The 26080-nt window shown below is 39.7% G+C and carries 22 protein-coding genes; 7 read left to right on the top strand and 15 right to left on the bottom strand.

Translation table 11 applies throughout. The features are described from left to right. Positions 1-259 precede the first annotated feature (259 nt). The 5 genes from C9J42_RS16550 to C9J42_RS16570 all read right to left on the bottom strand — a co-directional run bounded on the left by C9J42_RS16550 (position 260) and on the right by C9J42_RS16570 (position 7255). The gene (locus C9J42_RS16550) at positions 260-499 is read right to left on the bottom strand and encodes a hypothetical protein (protein ID WP_107207082.1); all 240 of its coding nucleotides are present in this window, start codon (positions 497-499) and stop codon (positions 260-262) included. A 224-nt stretch (positions 500-723) separates the two neighbouring features. Further along, entirely contained in the window at positions 724-3171 is a 2448-nt protein-coding gene (locus tag C9J42_RS16555; protein WP_107247601.1) for a molybdopterin guanine dinucleotide-containing S/N-oxide reductase, read from the bottom strand. A 20-nt stretch (positions 3172-3191) separates the two neighbouring features. Continuing rightward, a complete protein-coding gene (locus C9J42_RS16560) occupies positions 3192-4286 on the bottom strand; it encodes a NapC/NirT family cytochrome c (protein WP_107207084.1) in 1095 nt (364 codons plus the stop codon). Positions 4287-4531: 245 nt separating this feature from the next. Then, positions 4532-5053, bottom strand: a complete 522-nt coding sequence (gene sodC / locus C9J42_RS16565; RefSeq protein WP_107207118.1) for a superoxide dismutase family protein — start codon at positions 5051-5053, stop codon at positions 4532-4534. Between the two features lie 342 nt (positions 5054-5395). Beyond that, a complete protein-coding gene (locus C9J42_RS16570; protein ID WP_107207085.1) occupies positions 5396-7255 on the bottom strand; it encodes an MFS transporter in 1860 nt (619 codons plus the stop codon). Positions 7256-7605: 350 nt separating this feature from the next. On the opposite strand from C9J42_RS16570, the gene C9J42_RS16575 reads away from it, so the two are divergent. The 3 genes from C9J42_RS16575 (at position 7606) to dcuC (ending at position 11142) form a co-directional block, all read left to right on the top strand. Further along, positions 7606-8928 (top strand): amino acid permease, encoded by a 1323-nt coding sequence (locus tag C9J42_RS16575; RefSeq protein WP_158259276.1) that lies wholly within the window; start codon positions 7606-7608, stop codon positions 8926-8928. Between the two features lie 81 nt (positions 8929-9009). Next, a complete protein-coding gene (locus tag C9J42_RS16580) occupies positions 9010-9570 on the top strand; it encodes a hypothetical protein (RefSeq protein WP_107207086.1) in 561 nt (186 codons plus the stop codon). Positions 9571-9762: 192 nt separating this feature from the next. Further along, positions 9763-11142, top strand: a complete 1380-nt coding sequence (gene dcuC / locus C9J42_RS16585; RefSeq protein ID WP_107302174.1) for a C4-dicarboxylate transporter DcuC — start codon at positions 9763-9765, stop codon at positions 11140-11142. Between the two features lie 66 nt (positions 11143-11208). Here the strand turns inward: dcuC and C9J42_RS16590 are convergent, their stop codons facing one another. The 8 genes from C9J42_RS16590 to C9J42_RS16625 form a co-directional block, all read right to left on the bottom strand. Then, the gene (locus tag C9J42_RS16590; RefSeq protein ID WP_107292908.1) at positions 11209-12225 is read right to left on the bottom strand and encodes a substrate-binding domain-containing protein; all 1017 of its coding nucleotides are present in this window, start codon (positions 12223-12225) and stop codon (positions 11209-11211) included. 15 nt (positions 12226-12240) lie between these two features. Then, on the bottom strand, positions 12241-13161 hold the full coding sequence (gene rbsK, locus C9J42_RS16595) for a ribokinase (RefSeq protein WP_107294419.1): 921 nt from the start codon (positions 13159-13161) through the stop codon (positions 12241-12243). A 192-nt stretch (positions 13162-13353) separates the two neighbouring features. Further along, a complete protein-coding gene (gene rbsB / locus C9J42_RS16600; protein WP_107207090.1) occupies positions 13354-14232 on the bottom strand; it encodes a ribose ABC transporter substrate-binding protein RbsB in 879 nt (292 codons plus the stop codon). Positions 14233-14308: 76 nt separating this feature from the next. Beyond that, positions 14309-15292, bottom strand: a complete 984-nt coding sequence (gene rbsC, locus C9J42_RS16605) for a ribose ABC transporter permease (protein ID WP_107302175.1) — start codon at positions 15290-15292, stop codon at positions 14309-14311. Then, positions 15289-16794: a ribose ABC transporter ATP-binding protein RbsA gene (rbsA, locus tag C9J42_RS16610; RefSeq protein WP_107302176.1), complete on the bottom strand. Its 1506-nt coding sequence runs from the start codon at positions 16792-16794 to the stop codon at positions 15289-15291. Before rbsA ends, rbsC begins: the two co-directional genes overlap by 4 nt. A 25-nt stretch (positions 16795-16819) precedes the next feature. Beyond that, positions 16820-17239: a D-ribose pyranase gene (rbsD, locus tag C9J42_RS16615; RefSeq protein WP_107259977.1), complete on the bottom strand. Its 420-nt coding sequence runs from the start codon at positions 17237-17239 to the stop codon at positions 16820-16822. Between the two features lie 378 nt (positions 17240-17617). Next, the gene (locus C9J42_RS16620; RefSeq protein ID WP_107302177.1) at positions 17618-18100 is read right to left on the bottom strand and encodes a YbaK/EbsC family protein; all 483 of its coding nucleotides are present in this window, start codon (positions 18098-18100) and stop codon (positions 17618-17620) included. A 24-nt stretch (positions 18101-18124) separates the two neighbouring features. Beyond that, the gene (locus tag C9J42_RS16625; protein ID WP_107259941.1) at positions 18125-18751 is read right to left on the bottom strand and encodes a LysE/ArgO family amino acid transporter; all 627 of its coding nucleotides are present in this window, start codon (positions 18749-18751) and stop codon (positions 18125-18127) included. Between the two features lie 161 nt (positions 18752-18912). On the opposite strand from C9J42_RS16625, the gene C9J42_RS16630 reads away from it, so the two are divergent. After that, the gene (locus C9J42_RS16630) at positions 18913-19809 is read left to right on the top strand and encodes a LysR family transcriptional regulator ArgP (protein ID WP_107207101.1); all 897 of its coding nucleotides are present in this window, start codon (positions 18913-18915) and stop codon (positions 19807-19809) included. 51 nt (positions 19810-19860) lie between these two features. Here the strand turns inward: C9J42_RS16630 and glpQ are convergent, their stop codons facing one another. Both glpQ and glpT read right to left on the bottom strand, forming a co-directional pair. Then, entirely contained in the window at positions 19861-20922 is a 1062-nt protein-coding gene (gene glpQ / locus C9J42_RS16635) for a glycerophosphodiester phosphodiesterase (RefSeq protein ID WP_107302178.1), read from the bottom strand. A 47-nt stretch (positions 20923-20969) separates the two neighbouring features. After that, positions 20970-22337, bottom strand: a complete 1368-nt coding sequence (gene glpT, locus C9J42_RS16640; protein WP_107207103.1) for a glycerol-3-phosphate transporter — start codon at positions 22335-22337, stop codon at positions 20970-20972. 769 nt (positions 22338-23106) lie between these two features. On the opposite strand from glpT, the gene C9J42_RS16645 reads away from it, so the two are divergent. From C9J42_RS16645 to C9J42_RS16655, 3 genes are all read left to right on the top strand, one after another. Beyond that, on the top strand, positions 23107-23991 hold the full coding sequence (locus C9J42_RS16645) for a glycosyltransferase family 9 protein (RefSeq protein WP_158260211.1): 885 nt from the start codon (positions 23107-23109) through the stop codon (positions 23989-23991). A 339-nt stretch (positions 23992-24330) separates the two neighbouring features. Then, positions 24331-24711: a hypothetical protein gene (locus C9J42_RS16650; RefSeq protein WP_107207105.1), complete on the top strand. Its 381-nt coding sequence runs from the start codon at positions 24331-24333 to the stop codon at positions 24709-24711. Between the two features lie 408 nt (positions 24712-25119). Beyond that, positions 25120-25944 carry a hypothetical protein gene (locus tag C9J42_RS16655; RefSeq protein WP_107302180.1) on the top strand — a complete coding sequence of 275 codons (825 nt, stop codon included), beginning with the start codon at positions 25120-25122 and terminating at the stop codon, positions 25942-25944. Positions 25945-26080: the final 136 nt, after the last annotated feature.

Consider the following 26080-nt stretch of genomic DNA (forward strand, 5'->3'; position numbering starts at 1 on the left):
CCCATACGTTTTCTTGCGGTTACATAAATCATACAAACAACTAAATATATCAATAACAATTATTCGGCATATTTAAGAAGAAGATAACAAATATATGTAAAAATCGTTAGGAATGGCAAAAAATAGTAAAGATATTTGTAAAAATAAGAAGTACAAGAGATAGGACAGCTAAAAGCAAAAATACTTAATACGAATAATGTGAAAATTCTGCTTAAGTAAAGACTTAAGCAAAAAAGAGGTATATTTAACGTTTCTCAAATTACGAACAACGGCATCTTATCTTCAATAATGATTTCGACTCAGCTGTTTTCACAATCTCAATTTTATTATCTTTTATATCAGCCCATTGAGATAGTAGTCTCGATAGCTCATCTTTCATCATTTGAACATTGTACGGAATGCGATTAGTACGCAGTTCACCAAGTAAGCGTTGCTTAGCGATAGATGCGGTACCTAATACAGGCTTATCAATTTGTTGCTTTTTCCATAAATTAAACATAACCAGTATCCCTATACACCTAGTGCTTTTCTTCGATTATAGTTGAAATTTAAATTTAGTTACATTTTTTCGATAATTTCAAGATCTATATCAAATAAGTTCAAATAACGATCTTTATTAACCGAATACCTAAACTATATCGGCCGATCATCAAAAACTTTAACAAATAAAAAAGCCGTAAATAATAGTTACGGCTTATATATATTTATGGCCTTAAACGCTTATTACGCTATCGCGGGCTCATCAAACGCTGTCAGTGGCAATACTGGTCCAGTGTATTTTTCAATCTTCACAACAGAAGAGTTACCTGCACAGCCGTTGGCTAAGCGTGAAGTCGGAATATCTCCCGTCAATACGTTGCAGCCACCATTTTTACAAATCCCAGTTATAGGATCTAAATCAGGCCATGCCCCTTCATGAATACAGACTGAGCCTTGCTTAATGCCATCTGTAATGTAAGCGCCTACTAGTACTTGACCACGGTGATTGTAAGCACGCACTAAGTCTCCCTGCTTTATCCCTCGCTGTTTTGCATCTTCAGGATGAATTGAGATCGGTTCACGATCAGCAATCGCGTATTCTTTACGAAGTTCTGCATAATTTAATTGGCTATGAAGACGGTGCGCAGCATGAGAGGTCATTAACTGTAATTCGCCATCTTTCGCATTACCTACCCACTCCGTTGGCGCAAGCCATGTTGGATGAGGGGGACAATCGGGATAGTTATAACCTTCAATGGTTTTCGAGAAGATCTCAATTTTACCACTTGGTGTACCGAGTGGATTCATAATGGGATTTTCACGGAAAGCTTGATAACGAACAAACTTGGCGTTTTGCGCGTTGTACTTCATTTCAAGCAGTTGGTTTTGTTTCCAGAAATACGTGAAATTTGGCATTGCAACACGGTTTTGACGACCAATGGCTTGTGCTTCTTTGTAGAAGCCATTTAGCCATTCCATCTCTGTTTTATTTTCGCTATACACACCGCGACCGCCCGCTTTTAAACGCTCAGCCATATCAGCAAACACATCAAAATCATTGCGTGATTCAAATTGTGGCTCAACCACTTGTTTCATTGGCACGAGATGTTGATTGCTGTAATCCCCCGTCATGGTTAAATCATTACGCTCAAACGAGGTGGTGATAGGCAAAACAATATCGGCATGTTTTGCTGCAGCCGTCCAATACGGTTCTGAAATAACAATTAATTCAGGCTTCTGCCACGCATCAATTAAACGGTTAGTATCTTGGTGGTGAGTAAAGTTGGCACCACCAGCCCACCAGATCATTTTGATCTCAGGGAACACTTTTTCATGACCATTATGCTGATAAGTTTGTCCCGGATTTTCTAACGCTTCCACAATACGTGCAACAGGGAAACTGTTAATAGCCCCTGATACTGCCCAGTCGTTCCCCGCAGAAGAGGCACCATCAATGGCTGCAGATATAGCAGGTAATACACCAGCATCACGCGTTGGGTTACCACCATTAGAATAGTGGTAAGAGAAACCAAATCCCCCACCCGGTAAACCAATTTGCCCCAACATTGCCGCTAACGTCACCAACATCCAATGACGTTGTTCACCGTATTGCTGACGCTGAATCCCCCACCCAGCCATTAGCATAGTGCGATTTTTACTAAAGATATCGGCCAAAATCGTTAACTGTTTTGCTGGTACACCACAAATATCAGATGCCCATTGCGGTGTTTTAGCAATACCATCTGACTTACCTAAGAGGTAATCTTCAAACTTGTCATATCCTGCGGTGTATTTATCTAAGAAAGCTTTATCGTACTGACCGCTATCAACCAATGCATAAGCGATACCTAACATCATAGCCACATCAGTACTTGGGTGCGGTGCAATCCACTCAGCGCGATCACCGAAGAACTCAATGGTTTCAGAACGCATAGGATCAATCGCAATAATGGTCTTGTTTGATTTTTTCAGTTGGTGGAAAAACTCAAGCCCCGCACCATCAGTCGCACTCCACGCGATCTTTAAGGTATTAAGCGGATTCAAACCCCATAACACCACCACATCACTGGTTTCTAACACCACAGGATAAGTCGTTTGCTGCTCATACACTTCAATCGAGCCCACCACGTGCGGCATGATCACCTGTGCAGCACCTGTTGAGTAATCCCCCATATGGCCTGAGTAACCGCCAGCCATACTCATATAACGTTGCAATAGCGTTTGGGCTTTATGTAATACACCACTTGAACGCCAACCGTAAGCCCCAGCAAAGACGGATTCAGGGCCATAAGTTTGGCGAATTCGCATATGTTGGGCGTGAATCAAATCTAATGCTTGATCCCAGCTCACACGTACAAACTCATCACTGCCACGTTTACCTTGTGGCGCTGTTGGATTGTCTAAATAGCCTTTACGTACCATTGGGTATTTCACACGAGCTTTGGTGTGAACATAATCTTTCGCTGTGGTTTGTAAGCTGTTTTCAACTGTTGCTGGCAATGCGCCTTTCGATGACACAATCTTGCCATCTTGCACTTCAATCAGCATTGCGCCCCAGTGAGCTGCCGATAACACCGCTTTTCCTTGTGGTTCGGTGGTCGTTGCACAAACAGGCATCGCTTTAGCAATCGTCAATGCCCCAATCGAAGCCGTCGCGCCTTTTAAAAAATGGCGGCGTGATAATGACATCATGGTAATTTCCTTATTCATGCTTAGTGACCTACCACATCTTTGGCGTTGTACTGGAAGAACTTCGTTAATATTTCAAGATCTTCTGCTGAAATAGACGTGCGATCGCCCATGCCTTTCGCTATTGAAGGCCATGCGTTTACGGTAAAGTGGTTTGCAGGGATCTTAGCGTGACAGGTTGAACAGAACACGTTATCGAGCTGCTCTGCGTAATCCCAAAGCGGTTGTTGGCTATCAAGCACTGGCGCTTCAATCGTCGCCACAAGCGATACTGGACGCCATTGATTACCATAATCATCGGTTTTAAATTCACCCGTTTTTAATGCTGATTCACCGTCTTTGGTTAAGGTCGCAATAATGGCACGTTGACCTTCGCCCATGTACAGCACTTGCTCGGCACCTTGCATTTGGTAGCCCGAGAGCTCAACTTGGCGCTTACCATTTTCATCTTTAAGGTTTTTCAGTGGTGTCGCTGGGTTAATAGAACCTAAATCCCCCATCGCAATGGTTTGTACTGGATACACCACTTTTGCATCTGCTGGGGTTGTCTGCGCTTCATCTAACAGGTGATCAAGCGCGGTTGAATCCATTTTGGCTTCAGGTGGAAGGTGTGCAACGCCTTTGTGACAATCGATACAGGTTTGATCATTTTCCGCCGCATACAAGTGCATTTTCTGTGCATCTTCCGACTGATCATAAGTTTCCATTGCATCTTCATCATGACAGCTACGGCAAGTCGCAGAATCATTACCGCGCATCTGTTCCCATACCGTTTCCGCCATGGCTGCACGGTGCTGCTCATACTTCTCGTCAGTATCAATCTTACCGGTCACAAACTCATGATAAACATCTTTGGTCGCGCGGATCTTAGTCCATAAATATTCCATTGGTTCTTGTGGAATATGGCAATCAGAACACTCAGCTCGGATGCCTTTCGCGTTACTGAAGTGCACAGAGCCTAAATACTCTTTGTATGGGGTTTCCATTGAATGACAAGAAAGGCAGAACTCAGTGCTAGATGTTTTATCAAGGATGACTTGTGTTCCCCCTAGCGTCAGCCAGCCAATACCGATGCTAGATGCCACAATTACGGCAAGGGTTGTTTTATTTAGTTTCATGATACTCGCATATCCATATAAGCAATAGACACTCAAAGACCGAATGCGAGCGAGAAATTACGCTATTGTGAGATTTTTAAATTTGATTAAGACCACATTTTATTAAAGGTTATGAAGGGAATATTTCAAAATCACCATTAATTTCACATTTTTACATATTTTACAATTGACTGGCTGTCTATAAAAAACTTAATCTGATTAAAATAAAACCAACAGCGACAACCTTGCTGTTGGTTTTCACTATTTTATTGGATCACACCACAGGCAACACGTGCACCGCCGCCACCTAATGCTTTTGGCGTATCAGAGTAATTATCGCTACCCGCATGGATCATAATTGCGTGACCTTTTAGTTCTTTCAACGTTAAACGTGGCGCTAAAACAGGGTTAGTTGCTAAACCATTTGCACTCACAAACAGTGCTGGCAGATCACCTTTATGATTATCATCAGTCCATGGAAAACCGTGTTTATTCGTGTGCTCCGGATCGTAATGCCCACCTGCTGCACCACCTAAAATAACTTTGCCGTCTTTTTCTGATGAAGCACAGCTACCATTTTGATGAATATGGAAACCATGCATTCCTGGTGTTAAATCTGCCAGTTCAGGTGTAAATACTACCCCATATTTATTTTGGCTTAGTTCAATCGTACCAACAGGTTTACCTGTTTGTAGATCAGTCATTTTAACCGTGAGATCTTGTGCTAACACTTGGTGAGATACCCCCAAAGCGAGAGCGGTGAAGAGTAAAGTTTTTGTCTTATTCATCATTTTGTCCCTCTTGTTTTTTATTTCCTAAAAACATCAAACATACCTATAACAAAAAGTTATAAATTATATTTACAATTCTAGTTATAGACTACGCTTGAAAAATTCCATAAGGAGATTAAATGCAGTGTACGTACTTTTTACTCTTACGATTACATCAACACGGCTATCTTAAACAACCGATTCGTTGGCAGATTACGGACACAGATATTGTTCATACCGCGCGTAACTCTCCTAACGTCATTGAAGATAAGAAGCGTTTTTTCCTCGTTCGCTCAGCTAGCTCAAATACCAGTCCTCACTCACAAATGCTTAAACTGAGATACTCCAGCTTGGCGAATACTAATTATTCACTAATTGATAAACCACTTTTTCTAATTTTTCAGCTGATATTTGTTCTGCCGGTATCGGTGTAGAAGCAACAACTTCAAGCTCAGAGCGAAAACGTTTTATCGCGCGCATAATCGTAAATCGTCCGCTACGACTAAAGATAGAACCCCATACCCCTTTTAATCCCATCGGAATAACAGGGACAGGATTACGTTTTACTATATGTTCAATACCACGTTTAAACTCATTTATTTCACCTGTACGTGTAATTTTCCCCTCGGGAAAGATACAAATAATTTCGCCAGATGAAAGCTCTTTATCAATTTGATCAAAAGCTTGTTGATAAATTTCAGTTGATACTTTTGGTGAACAAATAGGGATCGTTTTCGCCCATTTAAAGAAATACTTCATCACAGGTAAATTCGCGATATTTTTATCCATGACAAAACGAACAGGTCGACGACTGGCTGCACCCACTAAGATTGCATCAACAAAGCTAACATGATTACACACTAAAACAGCAGGTCCCGTTTCAGGAATATTATCAAGCCCCGTTGATTTCACTCGATAGAGAACGCGGGAAATAATCCACACGATAAAGCGTATTAAAAATTCTTGAACTTGACTAAATACGTAAATAGATACAATCACATTAAGTAACGCGATAGAAAGAAACAGCTCGAGAACTGATAAATGAACGACTGTTAACATCACAATTGAGAATAACGCACTGCCAACCATAAACAATGCATTAAGAACATTATTACCAGCAATCACTTGAGCACGGTGTTCTTTTTCGCTTCGTTGCTGAATTAACGCATTTAACGGCACAACAAAGATACTTCCTGAAGCACTAAGTAACATTAAATCAAGCAGTAAACGATAATTGTTAAGCGTAAAATCAACCACAGTCATTGAATTTGAGGTGATGATAGTTTGGCTTGAAAAATACAGATCAAAGCCAAACACACTCATGCCTAAAGCCCCAAGCGGGAGAATACCTAATTCAATTTTATCGCCAGATAACTTCTCACAAACAATCGCTCCTAGCGCAATGCCAACTGAAAAAATAGTCAGTAGCATTGTGACATATTGAGGATCATCACTAATAAATGTTTTCGCAAAGTGTGGAAGTTGAGTTAAATAGGTCGCTCCCACAAACCAGAACCAACTAATGGCTAAAATTGATAAAAAGACGGTGCGGTTTTGTTTAGTAATACGGATTGTTTTTACAACCTGTTTAATAGGGTTCCAATTAATCGCTAATTCAGCGTTATTCGGCAATGCTTTTGGAATAAAAAGACTACTGACAAAGCCAAGAAGAGATAGTACAACAACGCAAACAGAGGCTGTAAATGCGCGGTCTTCAGTATGAAAAATAAAGCCAGCACATAAGGTCCCACCAAGGATCGCAAGAAACGTCCCCATCTCAACTAATGCATTACCAGCAAGTAACTCTTTTTGTTTTAAGTGTTGCGGCATCAATGCAAACTTTACCGGTCCGAAAAAAGCAGACTGGGCCCCCATCAAAAATAATAGACCCAAGAGCAAAGGGATCGATTGCATTTGTATCGCCCATGCACCTAATGCCATTACGCCTACTTCGATCAATTTTAGCGTCTGAATTAACCGTGATTTTTCATATTTATCCGCTAACTGCCCACCTAACGGTGAAAAAATAAAGAAAGGAAAAATAAACAAACCAGCGGCAAGATTCACCAGCATGGCACTTTCAGCTTGGTTGTACAGTGATGAAAATACAATCACGAGTAATAGAAAATTTTTGAATAGATTATCATTGAAAGCACCCAGTGCCTGCGTAATAAAGTACGGCAGGAAGGATTGCTTTTTTAATAAAGATAATTGACTCATACACACCTCGTGTCATTGCATAATTTTATTTTTATTTACCATACAACACAATCGAACACTGTGCAATTGATTGTTTAAAATATGAATAGAGGATCTTATTACATAGATTAATTTTAGTTGCTTTGAATTTAGTCTCACTTCTAAAAGTATATAAAGTTATAATATAAAAATAACATTTTATATATGAAATGTTATATTTTATGTTTTTAATATGTTAATCACATTTGTCATATATGGCCGAGTTTTTTATGTGATATGACTTACACCCTAACCAATAAGCAAAAAATATAATTTAAAAAACATTAATAATATCGGGGAATAATCCATAAAATTAATAACAGGATATTGCAATGATAGTTAATACTTTTCCCCTACCCAATGATATAAATACTCCATTACACCAAAAAGCAAACATGACAAAAGAGGAATGGAAGGAAGCAATAAAATTCGATAATGTAGATATTGGATGGATTGTAATGAGTATTGGAATGGCAATTGGCGCAGGAATTGTATTTCTTCCAGTACAAGTAGGCGTCATGGGGCTGTGGGTATTTTTACTATCATCTGTGATTGGTTACCCTGCAATGTATTTATTTCAAAAGTTATTTATTAATACACTAGCTGAATCAAAAGAATGTACAGATTACCCAGGTGTTATTTCTGGATATTTAGGAAAAAACTGGGGAATATGTCTTGGTGCACTCTATTTCCTTATGCTTGTTATTTGGGTATTAGTTTATGCATTATCAGTGACTAATGACAGTGCTTCATATTTACACTCTTTTGGAATAACAGAACATCATTTAAATCATAATATATTTTATGGTTTAGGGCTTATTTGCTTGTTATGTTTCATTGGTTCAAAAAGTGAAAAAATTCTTTTTAAAATATCTGGTGTAATGGCGGTTACAGTCATTAGTTTAGTTGCAATAATGGGGATATTAATGATCCCTGAATGGGACTTTGCTAATGTGCCTAAAATTGGAAATTGGCAACCATTAATCAAAAATGCCATCATTACACTGCCTTTTACATTAACCTCTATTCTATTTATCCAATCATTGAGCCCAATGGTTATCTCCTATCGTTCGCATGCAAAATCCATCGAAGTCGCGCGTTATAAGGCTTTGAGAGCAATGAAAGTTGCATTTACCGTACTCTTCGTTTCTGTTTTTTTCTTTGCTCTTTCGTTTACTTTTGCAATTAGCCAAGATGAAGCAATGCATGCAAAACAAGAAAACATCTCTGCGTTAGCCATGATCGCACACTTTTTCCCTGGTAGTTGGGCAACAGCTGTAGGTGTCATCATTAATATTTTTGCTGTTGTGACCTCTTTCTTTGGTGTTTTCCTCGCATTCAAAGAAGCGTGCAGTGGTATGGCAATGAATGTTCTGGAACGAAAATATAAGCGAGAAAATATAAACAAACAATTAGTAAGTAAATTAACGATCTTGTTTACTATTTTAATCGCATGGGGAGCCGTTGCGTTAAACTTACCGATTTTATCTTTTACTTCAATTTGTTCGCCTATCTTTGGTATTGTAGGGTGTCTAATTCCTGCTTATCTTGTATATAAAGTTCCTCACCTCCACAAGTACAAAGGATTATCAACAAACTTGATTATCATTACAGGTATTTTACTTTGTATTTCTCCACTCTTAGCATTTATTTAATGAAATAAAAATAGCTGTATTCAAGTAAACAATTATATTGAATACAGCTATCACTTTCACATAGTACGACAGGTAAACGTTATGTTGATGATAAACATTCCTTCTAAAACACTTACTGAAATAGAAGATATTTTTTGTCAATTGAAAATTCCCCTAAAAAAAGAATACTCAGAAGAAAAAGAGTTAGTGTGTAAGTTTCAAATCTTGATCAAGAAAGTAGGTGAAAATTATATACCTATAAATTTTGCTATAGATTTAATAGATGAAATTGAGCAACAATCTTTAAGGCATATTGATAACCAGCAACTATACATTGCGCTAACAAAAATATATCACTTATTATCCACAACCATTGACGAAGAATTACTTAGCCATAAGTTTCGTAATGATAACTCTTATAAAATATTAAGTACTTATAAAGATATTTCTCTTATTGCTATTGGATTTCTTTCTGCATTGTATTTATATCAGAATGCATTCAATATTAAATCTATATATTCAGTGAACTTAACATCACTGATAGTACTGTTTCTATGGCTTTTCATATTAAAGACTACAATGTGTTTTTTAGATCAAGATCAAAAAATAATTAGACAGCATCACCTACACCTTAATCATATAGAAAAGTTTAAAGTTACCTAATAAAAATCATCAGAATAATTTTTTAAAACAAAAGATTATCTAATCTCATACTCTGCTTTTACAAGATTAGTGATGATCATTCCATTTTTAATAACGCATAGTAATAGATATAGCATTAATTATTCACGATCAATATTTATTCTCTTTAAGCATCAATAATATTCCTGTTTATCATCGGACAATGAGATTAAAATGGAATATATATTTACGATTGCAATTGTTGGGCTTGTTGCCTATTCAATGCTAAAAAAGTTTAACCCTCAAGCAACATTAATCACCGCAGGTTTATTCCTTCTAGCTTATGCTTCCCTTTCAGGCATCAACCCTGTTCTTCCTGACGGCCAAACACAAGGTGCTCTATTCTTCGACTTATGGCAAAAATTTACTGAAATAACCAACACTCGACTAGGAAAAGTCGGTTTAACACTCGTTTCTATCGCGGGTGTTTCAACTTACTTAAACCATATTGGCGCATCTCAAGCCCTAGTAAAAGCAACATCTCGTCCGGTGATGGCTGTAAAAAACCCATATATCTTATTGATCCTTGTGTTGCTATTTGTCTCTATCATGTATGTCTTTATTACAGGTGCAACATCGCTATCTTTACTACTAATGGGCACTTTATATCCTGTATTACGAAACGCGGGTGTCAGTGCTAAAACAGCGGTTGCGACCATCGTTATTCCAACTTCATGGGAGTACGGCCCAGGACAAATTAATGCCGTCATTGGTGCCAACACCATTAATGTAGAAATTATGGATTTTGTTGTACACCACCAAACAATTTTCCAAGCGTTACTATTACTTATTATCCCTGTTGTAAATATTGTTTGGCAGCGATACTGTGATCGAAAGGATGGCTATAACCCCGCAGATGATCGCGGTAAATACCTCGAGAAACTAGAACAAGAACACGATAATACCGATGTGGTACCGGGCTTTTACGCATTACTACCCGTATTACCTTTCGTATTTTTATTCGGCTTTTCAAGTATGGTGATGGAATCAATAACGATGACGATTCCAATCGCAATGATGTCGACAATTACAATTTGTGTTCTCATTGAAGCGATTCGTTTCCGTTCGGTTCAACGTGCTTTCAATAACTTTGAAGCTTGGTTGAAAGGAACAGGTATGATCTTTGCGAGCGTGCTAACGTTAATGATCGCAGCTGAATATTTCTCTGCAGGTTTAACCAACATTGGCGCAATTAGCGCCCTAATTAGCAATGCTAAGTCTTTTGATCTTGGTCCTGCAGGTATTGTGATTGTCTTCTCTGGTTTTATTTTATTAACCGCTTTTATAACGGGTTCAGGCAACGCACCAGTAATGGCATTTATTCCAATCGTTCCGCAAATTGCGACAAACTTTGGTGTAAACCCTCTATTACCATTACTTCCAATTTTATTTGCAGCTGGTATCGGTCGAACCATGTCACCTGTGGCTGGCGTTATTATTACCGTTGCAGGTATGTCTGACTTAACACCTATCGATGTCGTTAAACGGACATCTGTGCCTATGTTAAGCAGTATGGTTGTCGTACTCGTGATGGCTGTTATCCAATATTCATAAATAAAAAAACACCCAGCATAAATTATGCTGGGTGTTTTTTTATTCTTTTTCAAAGTGACGAAACAATCAATCAACTAAACCTAACTTCCGCACACTCTTTCGCTCAACTAAAGTTGGCTCTAGCTCAATCACTTGCGGGAAACTATCAGGGGCATCTAAACGTTTAAGTAACGCCTCAACAGCAGCTTGGCCTAAACGATATTTAGGCTGGTGAATGGTTGTAAGGGACGGAGAGATAAACTTCGCAATATGAATATCGTCGTAACCAATAATAGAAAGTTGTTCAGGGATCTGAATACCAAGCTCATTCGCAGCATTAATCACCCCCATTGCCATCATGTCATTGGCAACAACTAAAGCGCTGGGTAATGTTCCTTTTTCATGCAATTGAATAAAAGCGTTATAACCACCTTCACATTCAAAATCCGCTTCCACTACCCATGATGGATTAACAATAAAGCCAGCTTCATCCATCGCCTCTAAATAGCCGTTATAACGCATTTTAGCTTGGTTTCGCTCCAGCGGACCTGTGATACAACCAATATCGCTGTGCCCAGCATCAATCAAATGTTTCGCTGCCATATAACCACCACGCAGCGAGTTATCCTGAATCTTATCGCTAGTGAACAGCATCGGTCCCCAATCCATAACCACGACAGGAATATCAGCATAGTGCTCAAAAATATCGAAACGCTCACCCTCTAGCGACGCACAAACTAAAATTAATCCATCAACACGCTTTTGCAGCAAAGTATTGATTGATTCGTGCATACGTTGGTGATCACCTTCAGTATTACACAAAATCAAACTGTAGCCTTTATGGTAACAATGACGCTCAACCCCTTTAACCACTTCGCCAAAGAAAGGGTTGGTTGAGGTTGTTACCAGCATACCAATGGTTTTAGTACGGTTAACTTTGAAACTACGTGCCAAGGCTGAAGGTGCATAGTAATTGAGCTCTTTCGCCGCTTTATTTACCCGCTCTGCAATTTCATCACTGACAAAGCGGGTTTTATTAATAACATGGCTCACTGTCGAGGTAGAGACCCCTGCCAGTTTCGCGACATCTTTCATCGTTGCCAAGTTATTTCTCCTTAATTAGGCGTGTTGCGCTAAAAACAAATCCACTTCTTCACGAGTAGGGATAGACGTTTGCGCACCAAAGCGAGTGACAGAGATCGCAGCGGCAGCATGAGCAAACTTAATAGCTGATTCTAAAGCCAAATCTTCTAATAAACCAGTCACTAACGCGCCATTAAAGGTATCGCCAGCCGCCGTCGTATCTGTTGCTTCAACACGGAACCCTGAGATAATATCGCCTGAACCGTTTTGGCTTAACCATACCCCTTTCGCACCCAAAGTGATCATTACGGTTTTTATGCCTTTACCATGCAGAATATCCGCCGCCTGCTGTGCTGATTGGTTATCCGTTACTGTTACGCCAGTTAACACTTCAGCTTCGGTTTCATTAGGCGTGATCACATCAACACACGCTAACAACTCATCTGATAATTCGCGAGCAGGCGCTGGATTTAAAATCACTGTCGTATTGGCTGATTTCGCTACTTTTGCTGCTTTTTCGATACCACACATCGGTGTTTCTAATTGCATCAGTAAATATTCAGCCTGACGAATCATGTCTAAATCAGATTCAATCGCTTGCTCTGTTAACTTGTTATTCGCTTCAGCCGAGAGACAAATACTATTTTCACCGCAGTCAGAAACTTGGATCATCGCAATACCGGTCGGTGTGCCCACTTCTGTTTTCACACCACGCACATCTATTCCATCTTTGATGAAATTATCGTGCATCAACATGCCAAACGCATCATCACCTACGCACGCAATAAACCCAATATCAGCATTTAAACGCGCAGCGGCAACCGCTTGGTTAGCCCCTTTACCACCTGGGATAACTTGGTAGTTACGACCATGCAACGTTTCCCCAGGGCGAGGAAATGAAGGTACTTGAAGAACATGATCAGCATTGACGCTGCCTAATACTACTAACTTACTCATTCTTTAATCCTTAGTTCTGTTAACCCTTTAACGTCAAAGGAGTAATGGGTTTAAGATCTATCAAAAACTTAAACCTATTAGGGCTTTGTCATTTATTGTGCAACATTGTTAGCTTTATGAAAGAGCAACCCAAACAAGAGAATGGGTTACTCTGTATCGTGATGAAGAAATAACAATAAAAGGGGTTAGATCTTATTCTGTAACGACTTTAAGTGGCACAGGGATGTTCTTTTCAACCTTTTCACCTTTCAGTACTTTATCAGCCGTTTCCACACCAAGCGCACCAATTAAATCAGGTTGTTGTGCAATCGTCGCCGCTAATTTACCGCGCTTAACAGCAGCAATACCATCTTCAGTTCCATCAAAGCCCACAATTAGGACATTTTTACCTGATGCTTGAACCGCACGAAGTGCCCCCAGTGCCATCTCATCATTTTGTGCAAATACAGCTTGTACATTCGAGTTTGCAGCCAGCAAGTTTTCCATTACGTTCAAACCTTTAGTGCGATCAAAGTCTGCAGGCTGGCTTGCTAAAAGATCCATGTCGTTGTCTTTTACCGCTTTCATGAAACCTTCACCACGCTCACGCGCGGCAGATGTTCCTGCAATACCTTCAAGCTGAATAACTTTTGCTTTCTCCCCCACTTTTTCCATAATGAAACGGCCTGCCATTTCACCACCCGCAACGTTATCAGAAGCAATATGACTAACAACATCACCACGGCGTGCACCGCGATCAAGGGTCAATACCGGAATATTGGCGCGATTTGCAATACGAATAGCATTTGATACCGCATCAGAATCTGTCGGATTAATCAGAATCGCTTTCACTCCACGTACTGTTAAATCTTCGATATTCGACAGCTCCTTACTTGGATCGTTTTGTGAATCCAATACAATCAAATTATATCCAAGCGCTTTTGCTTTAGCTTCCGCACCATCTTTCATTGATACAAAAAACGGGTTATTCAACGTCGATACGACAATAGCCATAGTCTCTTGCGCTTGTGCCGCGAAAGACACCGTAGAAGAAATAAGTGCAGCTGAAATAAGCGTTGCGATTTTTTTCATTGTTCTAGTCCTTTTGTAGGGGCGAGCCAGTTCACGTCATCTGGCTCGTTTGTTTTCTGTAATAATTCGTAGCGTATTATTTGTTTTTGTTATCCACTAACACCGCCAGCAAGATAACAACAGCTTTAGCAATCATTTGATAATAAGAAGAAACATCCAGTAGGTTCAGTGCGTTATTCAAGAAGCCAATAATAAGAGCACCAATTAACGTACCCATGATACGTCCCTTGCCTCCCATCAAACTCGTACCACCTAATACAACAGCTGCAATGGCATCTAATTCGTACCCCATACCAGCCGTAGGCTGAGCAGAAGATAAGCGAGAAGTCACGATAATGCCGGCTAGTGCTGCTAACATACCGCAAATGGCATACACACCAATTTTCACACGATCAACATTGATACCTGAAAGACGAGCCGCAGATTCATTGCCCCCAAGAGCATAAATATAGCGACCATAACGAGTGTGGTTTAAAAGGTACCAAACACCTGCAAAGACAAACACCATCAGCCATACAGGAACAGGAATACCTAGCGCATAACCTGTACCGAACCATGCAAACACATCAGCAGTATCAGTAAAACCTGTAGAGATAGGACGTCCATCGGTATACACCATGGTGACACCACGCAGTAATGTCATCGTCACTAAGGTTGCGATAAAGGCTTGAACCTTACCTTTAGCAATGATTACACCACTAATCCCCCCCAATAACGCGCCAGCAAGTAAAGCCGTTGGCACTGCGATTAAAACGGGTACCTCTAAAGCAATCATACTGGCAGCCAATGCGCCACATAACGCGAGCACTGAACCGACACTTAAATCGATACCTGCGGTTAAAATAACCAAGGTCATACCGACGGCAATAATCGCGTTAACAGAGGTTTGACGAAGAATATTGAGAATATTGTCGACGGTAAAAAAGTTAGGGTTTAAAAAGGACACAACAACAATCAAGAAAAGTAATGCAATTAATGATTTTTGTTCAATTAACCACTCTTTACTCAACCACTTTTGACGATTTTGTTCAGTGGGTTTATTCATCGTATTCGTGCTCATGCTGCTTCCTCATTCATATTTTTGCCAACGGCACACGCGAGTAGTTTTTCTTGATCTGCCTCTTTAGCATCGAATTCGCCAGTAATTCGTCCTTCATGCATAACGAGGATGCGATCACTCATACCGAGCACTTCAGGCATCTCAGAAGAGACTAAAATGATACTCATACCTTCACTTTTAAATTTGTTGATGAGTTGATAGATTTCTTTCTTAGCACCAACATCGACACCACGTGTTGGCTCATCAAGAATAAGAACTTTAGGCTGGGTCATTAACCCTTTTGCGATAGCAACTTTCTGCTGGTTACCACCGGATAAGTTACCGATAATTTGATTGTGTGTTGGCGTCTTGATATTGAATATTTTAATGAAGTCATCAACGGCAACCACTTCTTCTTTATGCTGAATTTGCACACCTTTTGTGAGTTTATCCAAAGCACAAAGAGACATATTTTCTTTTACAGATAAGCCCAGAACAAGGCCATCGCCTTTTCGGTCTTCAGAGATATAGGCAATACCGTTATTTAAACCGTCTTGTGGTGTCACAGGCTTTATAACTTGGTTATTCAGCTTAATAACACCAGCTTCAATAGGTAGCGCGCCGTAAATCAATTTCATCAATTCAGTACGCCCCGCGCCCATTAACCCTGAGATACCAAGAATTTCACCACGTTTTAGAGAAAAACTAACATCATGAACACCAGAGCCTGTGAGTCCCGATACTTCAAGGCAAGTTTCGCCATGTTTTACGGCAATACGTGGGTACTGCTCTTCCAACTTACGACCCACCATCATCTCGATCAGCCCATCTTCATTGGTTTCTTTAACTTGGCATTCACCAATGAACTTCCCATCACGCAATACAGTGATATCGTCACAGATTTCAAAGATTTCTTTTAAACGGTGAGAGATGTAAACAATGCCGCAACCTTGCTCACGAAGTTCATTAATGACGGTGAATAACGATTCTGTTTCTTTGTCAGTCAGCGCGTCTGTTGGCTCATCCATAATGATGACTTTAGACTCAAACGAAAGGGCTTTGGCAATCTCAACCATTTGTTGTTCGCCAAGGCTTAAGTCACCCAATAAGGTTTTTGAGGAGTGTTTCACGTTAAGGCGTTTTAACAGCTTATCAGCCTCATCATACATTTTTCCCCATTGAATCCGTCCCATCATGCCCGTGAATTCACGCCCAAGATAAATGTTTTCGGCAATGGTTAATTCAGGGATCAAGTTTAACTCTTGGTGAATAATACTAATGCCGGCTTCTTGTGAATCACGTGGGCCGTTAAATGCAGCAGGTTGACCTTGATAATGAATACTTCCTGCATCCATTTGGTAAATCCCAGTAAGCACCTTCATTAAGGTTGATTTGCCCGCTCCGTTCTCGCCCATAAGAGCCATTACACGACCCGCATACACAGAAAGGCTGGCTCTATCTAACGCTTTCACACCGGGAAACGCTTTCTCGATATCATTCAATTGTAGAATGGCCTGAGTCATAATTTATCCTCAACGTCGCTCTTGACTAAAACACCACACCGGATTGAAAAATCACATTGGCATACGGAGTACATTCGCCCGTTCTGACTATCGCTCGGCTTTGTTCCGTACGCTGTTTAAACTGCTCGTGGGTAACGTATTGAATATGAATTTTTTTATCCGTTTTCGCTTGCTCTAGTTCAAGTTCAACCAGCAAGGCTTGGTAATGTTCAGGGCTCACTTGGGCAAACTCTTCTGCCATGATCACCCCTTCAATTTGCATTTCAGAGAGCATCACACGCACCGTCTCTAAAAAGCTCGGTACACCATGCGTTAATGCTAAATCAATACGTTGAACGTGATCTGGAATAGGCAAGCCCGCATCACAAAGAGTGATTTCATCGGTATGTCCTAGTGTGGCAACGAGGTAAGACAATTCTGAATTAATGAGGGTACTTTTTTTCATGTTATCGACCATTCGGTTATACGTTTTCTTACTAAAAGCATCTGCTAATCGGTGAAAATTACCGTTTTAGAAAACACCATCGAAACGTTTCGATAGCATAATAATCCGACAGATTTTTTTGACTATCCCCGGTTCAATAAGATGTGAGAATGATCGGTCTTGCGTATCAATATAAAGACAAAAAAGAATACTAGGTCACACTTCAATCAGCGAAACGTTTCGATGAAAATAAAAAACAGATAACTCACTTATTCATCCTCTTTAATATTAACTAAAACTTCACTAAGCATCGCGTTCATTTCCCTGTTTCAAATAAAGCAAAAGGGCTTTGAATATTAAACTCAAAGCCCTTGGCATTTATTTATCTTGGTCTGTTATTTACAGTTCATAAATAGCATTAGATTCCGATCCTAATAACTGTTTTAAATACTTACCCGCCACGCCAAACGTAATTTCCGGTATACCGGGCGTATACAGTAACTCTTCACACGCATACAAGGATGAATCGATAATAATAGCGACATGTTCAGGTAGCCCGACAGGACAAACGGCACCGGGTAAACACCCTAACTGGGCAGTCATCTCTTCACCAGTACATATAGAAGGCCGCTTACCGATTAACGTCTTTATTTTTTTCGAATCCATCCGCGAATCTTTATCCGTCAAATACAACGCATAGCCATGATCTTTAAATTTCATAAAGATGCTCTTCGTATGTACTCCGGTCCAACCCAGTCTCGCTGCCACTTTTTGATCGGTTTCAAAATCAAGAATGCTTTCGTGCTCCCATTCTCGATAAGGGATAGCCAATGACTTTAAACGTTGGGTATTAAACGCATAAATTTTCTGTAACGATTGCATATATCACTATCCCTTTTACTTTTACTAATACTTACCCATCAGCTCTTTGGCAAGAATGATCGCAATAGTAAACATCATTGCTGCCACTAACAGATCAATGCCTTTTTTCACTTTTGGCTGTGATAAAACAGGCCCAAGCTTTGCCGCCCCTAAAGACAGGCTATAGAACCAGACAAACGATGCCATGATGGTACCAACAGCAAAAGCAATACGGTCATTTCCTTCAAACTGACCACCTAATGAACCAAGAATCACCACAGTATCAAGGTATAAATGCGGATTTAACACCGTCACCGCCAATGCCCCTAAGATAACAGCACGACGACCGCGAGCAACCACTTCACCATTTTGTTCATCAGCATTGTGTTTTTTAAACGCGCTTTTTAATGACAACAAACCGTAGAAGGTTAAAAAAGCAATGCCGCCTACTGTGACAGCGGTAAGTAACATGTCATGTTGCGCCAAAATGGCACCACCACCAAAAATACCGATGGAAATAAACAGCGTATCTAGCAAACTGCAAATCGTTGCTGTCGTTAAATGGTGATTACGCTTTATACCTTGATTGAGAACATAAGCATTCTGGGCGCCAATAGGGATGATCATTGATGCCCCTAAGCCAAACCCTTGTAATAAAACCCAAAAACTCATCATTCACCTCAGCAGCATCAAAATAATATTCGTAAAGAGCCGAGAAGATAAAAGGTTTAGATGGATAAGTATAATTAATGATTTTAATATAACATTAGAGATACTTATAACTGTGGTGTTACCTATATAACGTGGTGAGACTCATAAGCAAGGAGAGTGAAGTGCGAGGATTGGATTACAAATGGATTGAAGCCTTAGATGCGATTATTCATCAAGGGAGTTTTGAACGTGCCGCTGAATACCTCTTCATTTCACAGTCAGCCATTTCACAACGGGTAAAACAATTAGAAAAGTTTCTAGCTCAACCTGTACTGATAAGAGAGCAACCGCCAAAACCCACAGCAATAGGCAAAAAACTGCTGGGTTTATATCGTCGTGTTAGATTACTTGAACATGAAATATTGCCAGAGTTAGAAAACGATACCAGCGCACGCCCTATTCAACTTTCACTTGCGACCAACGCCGATAGCCTAGCGACATGGTTATTGCCGTCACTGCAAGATGTGATGAAACAAAAACAAGTTGAAATCACATTAAGCATTTATGGTGAAAACCTCTCGATTGAGAAATTGAAAAGCGGAGAAGTGGCTGGCGCAATTAGCCTCGAATCGCAACCGATCCCGTCTTGTCGAGCCGACTATTTAGGTTGTATTGATTACGTGTGTGTCGCGAGTCCTGAATTTACCCAGCGCTACTTCAAAAACGGTGTCAATAACCAAACACTCGCCAAAGCACCAGCGGTGTCTTACGATCAGTTTGACGATCTACACCAGAAATTTCTTACCCAGCACTTTAATGTAAATCTTGATAATACCGTCCATCATAAAATCAGTAGCTCAGAAGCTTTTATCAAAATGGCTCTTGCCGGCATCGCCTACTGTTTAATCCCCAAATTACAGATCATCGAAGAATTAGAAAAAGGCACACTGGTGAACATAACACCGAATTTTTCCTTATCTAACCAAATTTATTGGCATCACTGGCAATTAGAAACGGGCGTATTAAAAGAAATATCGCAAGCGATCATTCATTACGCACAAAGCCATTTGCCACAATAAGATCAGCAAAAAAAGCCCTCTCATTTGAGAGGGCCAATCCCTTATGTAGCACTATTTATTATTATTAAGAAACGTCACGGCTTTATCAGGAAAATCAGTAAATACACCATCGACTTTTACCTGATTGTAGAACACATCAAGCATGCCATTAAAGCTCTCTGCGTATGACGGAATTCGGCCTTCATCAGCACGGAAAGTATAAGGATGCACTGTTAACCCCGCCGCTTTTGCCTGCGCCATTATCGGTTTAATAATAATGTTCGATGGGGTTGATTTATCATCCACTAACATCGGTTTCCAAGGGCCAATCCCTTCCGCATATTGCGACACTTTTGCCATACCATCTGGTTTGAACATCCAATCGTAGCTATATGGCGTTGCTTTATCACCGTCATAAACCATGGTTTCGTTCCAATCGGTGTAAGCCATTAATTGGATAAGTTTTAAATCCATGCCCATCTCGGGCATTAAGGTATCATTAATACGCTTTAGCTCATTGGCATCAAAACATTGCAGGTAGACTTTGTCGCTTTGCGAGGTATAACCGTATTGTTTTAATTCTTTAAGTACCGCTTTAGAGATGTCTTTCCCTTCATGACGATGGAACCAAGGCGCTTTAATCTCAGGATAAATACCAATGTCATAACCTAAGGTCTTATTTAAGCCTTGAATTAATTCAATTTCTTCCGCAAACGTAGGGACAGTAAAGTGTGATTTCCACATTGGGAATCGTTGTGGGAAGCCCGCGACTTTCTCGCCTTTATCATTGATATTAAACCCTTCCGTCACCCTTAATGATTTAATTTCAGCGAGCGTAAAGTCAATCGCGTAATAACGTCCATCTTTACGCGCGCGATCAGGAAAACGTTCAGCAACATTAGTCACACGATCCAAATAGTGATCATGCAGTACCACTAATTGATCATCTTTCGTCATCACCACATCCTGCTCAATAAAATCAGGTTTCATGGCATAAGCGAGCGCTTTCGCTTCAAGTGTATGTTCGGGTAAATAGCCTGACGCGCCACGGTGAGCAATAACCAGCGGCTTTGCAATCGCCCCTGCTGATAAGCTAAGTACTAAAAAAGTGAAGCCAACTGAGATTGTTTTCATCATATATCCTTGATAAATAGTGAGGGACAATCCGCCCCTCAATACGGTTATTGTGCTAATGCTGCTTTTTCTTTTGCTTTACGTTCATGAAGTGCGCGCTCACCTAATAGTGCATAAACAAAGCACACAATAGATGTCACACAAGAACCAACCAGAATAATAAAGCCGCCATCCCAGCCATAAAGATCAACGGTGTAGCCAAGCACAGCATTTGCCGCAACCGCGCCACCAAGATAACCAAATAGACCTGTTAAACCTGCCGCAGTACCTGCTGCTTTCTTCGGTGCAAGCTCAAGCGCATACAAACCAATTAACATAACAGGGCCATAAATTAAGAAGCCGATAGCAATAAGCGCCAACATATCAACCGTTGGGTTGCCTGCTGGGTTAAACCAGTAAACCAATACCGCCAGCGTTACCAGCACCATAAACAAAATACCGGCTGGCGCTCGACGTCCTTTAAAGAACTTATCGGAAATCCAACCACACAATAAGGTGCCCGGAATACCAGCCCACTCATACAAGAAGTAAGCCCATGATGTTTTATCGACAGAAAAGCCTTTCGCTTCTTTTAGATATACTGGCGCCCAATCTAGCACCCCGTAGCGGATCAGATAAACAAAGGCATTAGCAATCGCGATTGACCAAAGTAACTTGTTATTAAAGATATACTTAAAGAAGATTTCTTTCGCCGTCATTTCCGTTTCAAACGACTTATCATATCCATCAGGGTAATCATCTTTATATTCTTCAATTGGTGGTAAACCACATGACTGAGGCGTATCACGCACGGTTAACCAAACAAAAAATGCGACCAGCAAAGCAAAAAGAGCGGGAACATAAAAAGCAGTTCGCCAGTCGTCATTAAATGCCCAAAGGCCAAGAATAAACATAGGGCCGATTAAACCGCCACCCACGTTATGAGCAACATTCCACACCGACACTATTTCGCCACGTTCTTTACGAGACCACCAATGCACCATGGTACGTCCACACGCAGGCCAGCCCATTCCTTGGAACCAACCATTTAGGAATAATAAAATGAACATAGCAGCCACACTTCCCGTCGCCCATGGCATAAAGCCAAAACAGAGCATGACCAACGAGGACATAACCAGTCCCGCCGTTAAAAAGTATCTTGGGTTAGAACGGTCTGACACATTCCCCATTAAGAACTTCGATAAACCATAAGCAATAGACACCGCAGCCAAAGCAACACCAAGCTCTCCGCGGCTGAAGCCTTCATCAATTAAATATGGCATTGCCAAACTAAAGTTCTTACGGACGAGGTAATAACCTGCATAGCCGAAGAAAATACCGAAAAATAACTGCCATCGCAGGCGAGAATAGGTGCTATCGACCTTACTATTTTCTAAAGGTGCGATATGCGCCTTCGGTTTGAATATCCCAAACATCAGAGCCTCATTGTTATCCATACATTACTTAAAACGAACATTTCCGCTCACAAGCGAAAACAAGTGGATTGTATGGATATCAAATTAAATTTCTGTGACAAAGGTTTAGTTAGTGTTAATAAATGGAATATGTTGCCAGTAAAATATACCTATCAAGAACAAAATCACGATTTCAACATATAAGGTAATCATGATAGCTTTATTAACAACGAAATATTTCGCTCATAAAACAATCAAATGTATCGGATGGAAGTCGTATTACAGGAAAGAAATAAACGAAGTAAAGAGAAAGAAAAATGCAGCTAAAACGTCTAAAAATACAACTCTATAAATGTGTCAACAAACTTTAATATCAAATTTAATCAGCAATCTTCGCAGTACATCACAAATCATCTATATACTTAGAGCGAATTGATGATTTTATGCTTAGAATCATAGCGTTAAAATAGCGTATTTTAGAAGTGCAGATAAAAGCGTGGCCATCATGATCGTATGCTGCTAAAAGCTGGCTGATTTAAGCCCAAATTGGTAAAACGTAATACGCTTTGAATACGCCTAAATTTCAAAGCACAATATATACATTAGTAAGGTAAAGTCATCAAAATGGAAGTAGATAAATATTTACTACGGGCGGTAACATTTTATGCTTAAAAAGCTTATATCTAGCATACTAAATAGAAGAGTAAACAAATTATCATCAATAAATAGCCTTCCAGAAAAACCGAATGTATTTATTAATGCCACATTTCAGATAGGCGACTACTTCGCAATGTCACCTATTATTGAAGCAGTTAAAGCCAAGTGGCCAGAAGCCAATGTGGTTGTTTTATGTACGAAGAAAAATGAAGATGTTGTAAAATATGACACTCGGGTTAATTACATTTGCTTACCCAAAGAAAGAGAATGGTATAAATACCCTAAGATATTAAAAGAGAAGATCAATTGTAATGTCGATTTACTAATAGAAGTGTCTTCTATAGAAAAACCACATCGGAGCATCGTCGGTTTTACATTAAAGCCCGACTTAACTATCGGTCACGATTGTTACCAGCATAATTGTATACAGAACCCACCGATACAATTTAATAACGATAACATAAGTAAGCCTGAATGCTGGTCAAAACTAATGGCCGCATATGGTTTTGCTCAGCCCCCTGCTCTGTTTAAGGTTTTTGCTAAAGAAAACGATAAAATGGAAATGCTGATCAATAGTAAAAACCTTAAAGACTATTTGGTTTTTAATCCATTTGCTTCTCGTAACAGTAGATCACTAAGTATAAAGAAAAGCATAGATATACTTACAAAATTAAAAAACGATGGATTTAACTGTGTCTTTATTTTGCCTTCCTATATAAAAAATAAAGATGAATGGGAAAGCCAATTAGCGCCCGTTTCTCGTGTTTGCTGTGTAGATTCTATACAAGACGCGATTTATTTGATTAAACAATCAAAAGGCGTGATCTCTGTTGATACCGCGATTATTCACATAGCGAGTGCTTACAATATACCCACAATAGGTTTATTTAAGGACTCACAACTTGAGTGCAAGCTTTGGCATCCTCAGAGTGCAAAAAAACATGTGGGAGCATTAACCGGCAATGTTGAAGATATAATTAATAGTCAAATTTTCACGACTAATGAACAATCTCATTAAGCTATGCTTCTCAATATAACCTTGTTATAACGCAGGTAATTTATAAACCGATTCAGCGCTCTCAAGCTATGAATCGGTTTACCATTTCTTCAATACGCATTGAATTTTTCATCAAAAACGATTCAACCTCATCGATTCAACCCCACCGACTTATCATCAAAAGACAACCAAAAGCCTAAGCAACATAGCACTCATCAATCGTTTTGCTTTAGGGTGTCTCATTTTTGCTACAAATATAAAACCTAAACATATATTTTATATGCTATTTATGTGTTATATCTATTGCGTATATTTGACACATGTCGCCCATTCTCTAATCTTGATTAAGGATGCTACGTGATGAAAAAACTTCTTTTTGTTGCACTCTCTTTTTTACTATTTTCAGCTCCATCATTCGCTGCTTATACAAACTATACAGTGCTAAACAGTACGCCAGGTACGGTTGACCTTGTTTTAGAAGGACCATTTTGTGAACAGCACTTTCTCGGCGAGATACAACCTTCTGAATTAAGGCAGGATAATATAACCAGAGGAATTTGCATGCTTGCAAGGATCGATGGCGCGATTCATATGGATGATGGTGTTGTCGTCCCCTTAAAATACAGATCACCCGGTACAACATATGGTCAGTTCATTGTTGTCGCAAAACAAGAAGATGGGAAATGGAACGGGAAAATAATGCCGTTCGATGATTTGGATGGGTTTCCAGCCCCTAAATAGTTCAAATATTAATAACTAAATAATGCTTAATAGAACATCACAAAATATAATTAAATGGCCCATACAAAATGGAGCATTTAATTTAAGGACTGATAAGGCTTGGTTTCGATATTAATACGAAACCGAGCCTTTAATTTGACTTTATTTAATATGGAGGTATCGCTGCTTATAAAACATAAAACAGCTGAACTTTCTGAGTATATATAAAATCGAGGATCAGATAATGCTCACTTCCGTTAGTGATAACTGGAATCACGTAATGTCTGTCAATCTACTAAATACTATAGGAATAACTACAATTTAAGCCCACAAGATTACCGAGACGCAATTGGTTCACCTGATACAACGGGTGATACTTATTACCGTTACCCACGCCAAGTTTCCTTTTATATCGACCAATTATTCGGCGTGAATCTTGAAGATGCAGGATTAAATATTAATAATCAGGTGTCATTATTAGCAGGGCAATTTAATCGAGTATTTGCATTCGCAATGACTAAGTTGTCATACAAGCCAAATAAAGACAAAGAAGCACTGACTTTTGTCACGGCATCTCAAGCTGACAAAGCATTTAAAGATGCGCTAGCGCAGTTAGACATTAAGTCTACAGACGCATTTACGTTAAGTAATGATTCTGATCGTAAAGCTATTTACCAGTTACTTGATGTTGCGATTGGCAATGTTGAAAAAGCGATTGGAAGTGATTTTAATGCGGTAACGGATAAAGGTCCTATTGATCCAACAAGTGAAATCCAGATTTATACTGATGCAAAAATACAGGGTCAGATGTTCCTTTCTGCTTCTAAAGCAGGAGCAAATATCGTTAATAACTGGATGACACCAAATACCCATATTTCACTACCCGTTGACGCAAGTATCGACCAAATGAAAGACAGCGGCGTCGACTGTACAGCGCAAGCACAAAGTGCTTTTGCTAAGCTTGCAAGCGAGGCTGATCCAGAACATCCACAGCAAATTAATGTTAATTTCCAAAACAATAGCTGTATGATTTCTATTGGCGATTACACACCAGACGTTCCAGTACCACCGGTACCAGAAGGTGAGTGGGATCCAGCTAAAGTCTATGATAAGCCATGTGAAAAAGTCATGCATGATGGCCTGTCATACCATAACCAATGGTATACCACAGGTGAAGAACCAACACCTGAAGCATCTGCTAATTGGGGTGTATGGCGTATAGTGGGTAAAGATAGTGATATGTGTACAAATTAATCGTACTGAATGATTACTTCGTAAGTTCAAATAAATAGATTTACTATTTAAGCGAAATTACCCTCACAAAAGCCAGCCTATACCATGCTGGCTTTTTGTTTATTTCGCTGTTGGTGGATCAATCGTTACCTTGCTC

It is taken from the genome of Photobacterium sp. GB-56 (assembly GCF_003026105.1).
Lineage (GTDB): Bacteria > Pseudomonadota > Gammaproteobacteria > Enterobacterales > Vibrionaceae > Photobacterium.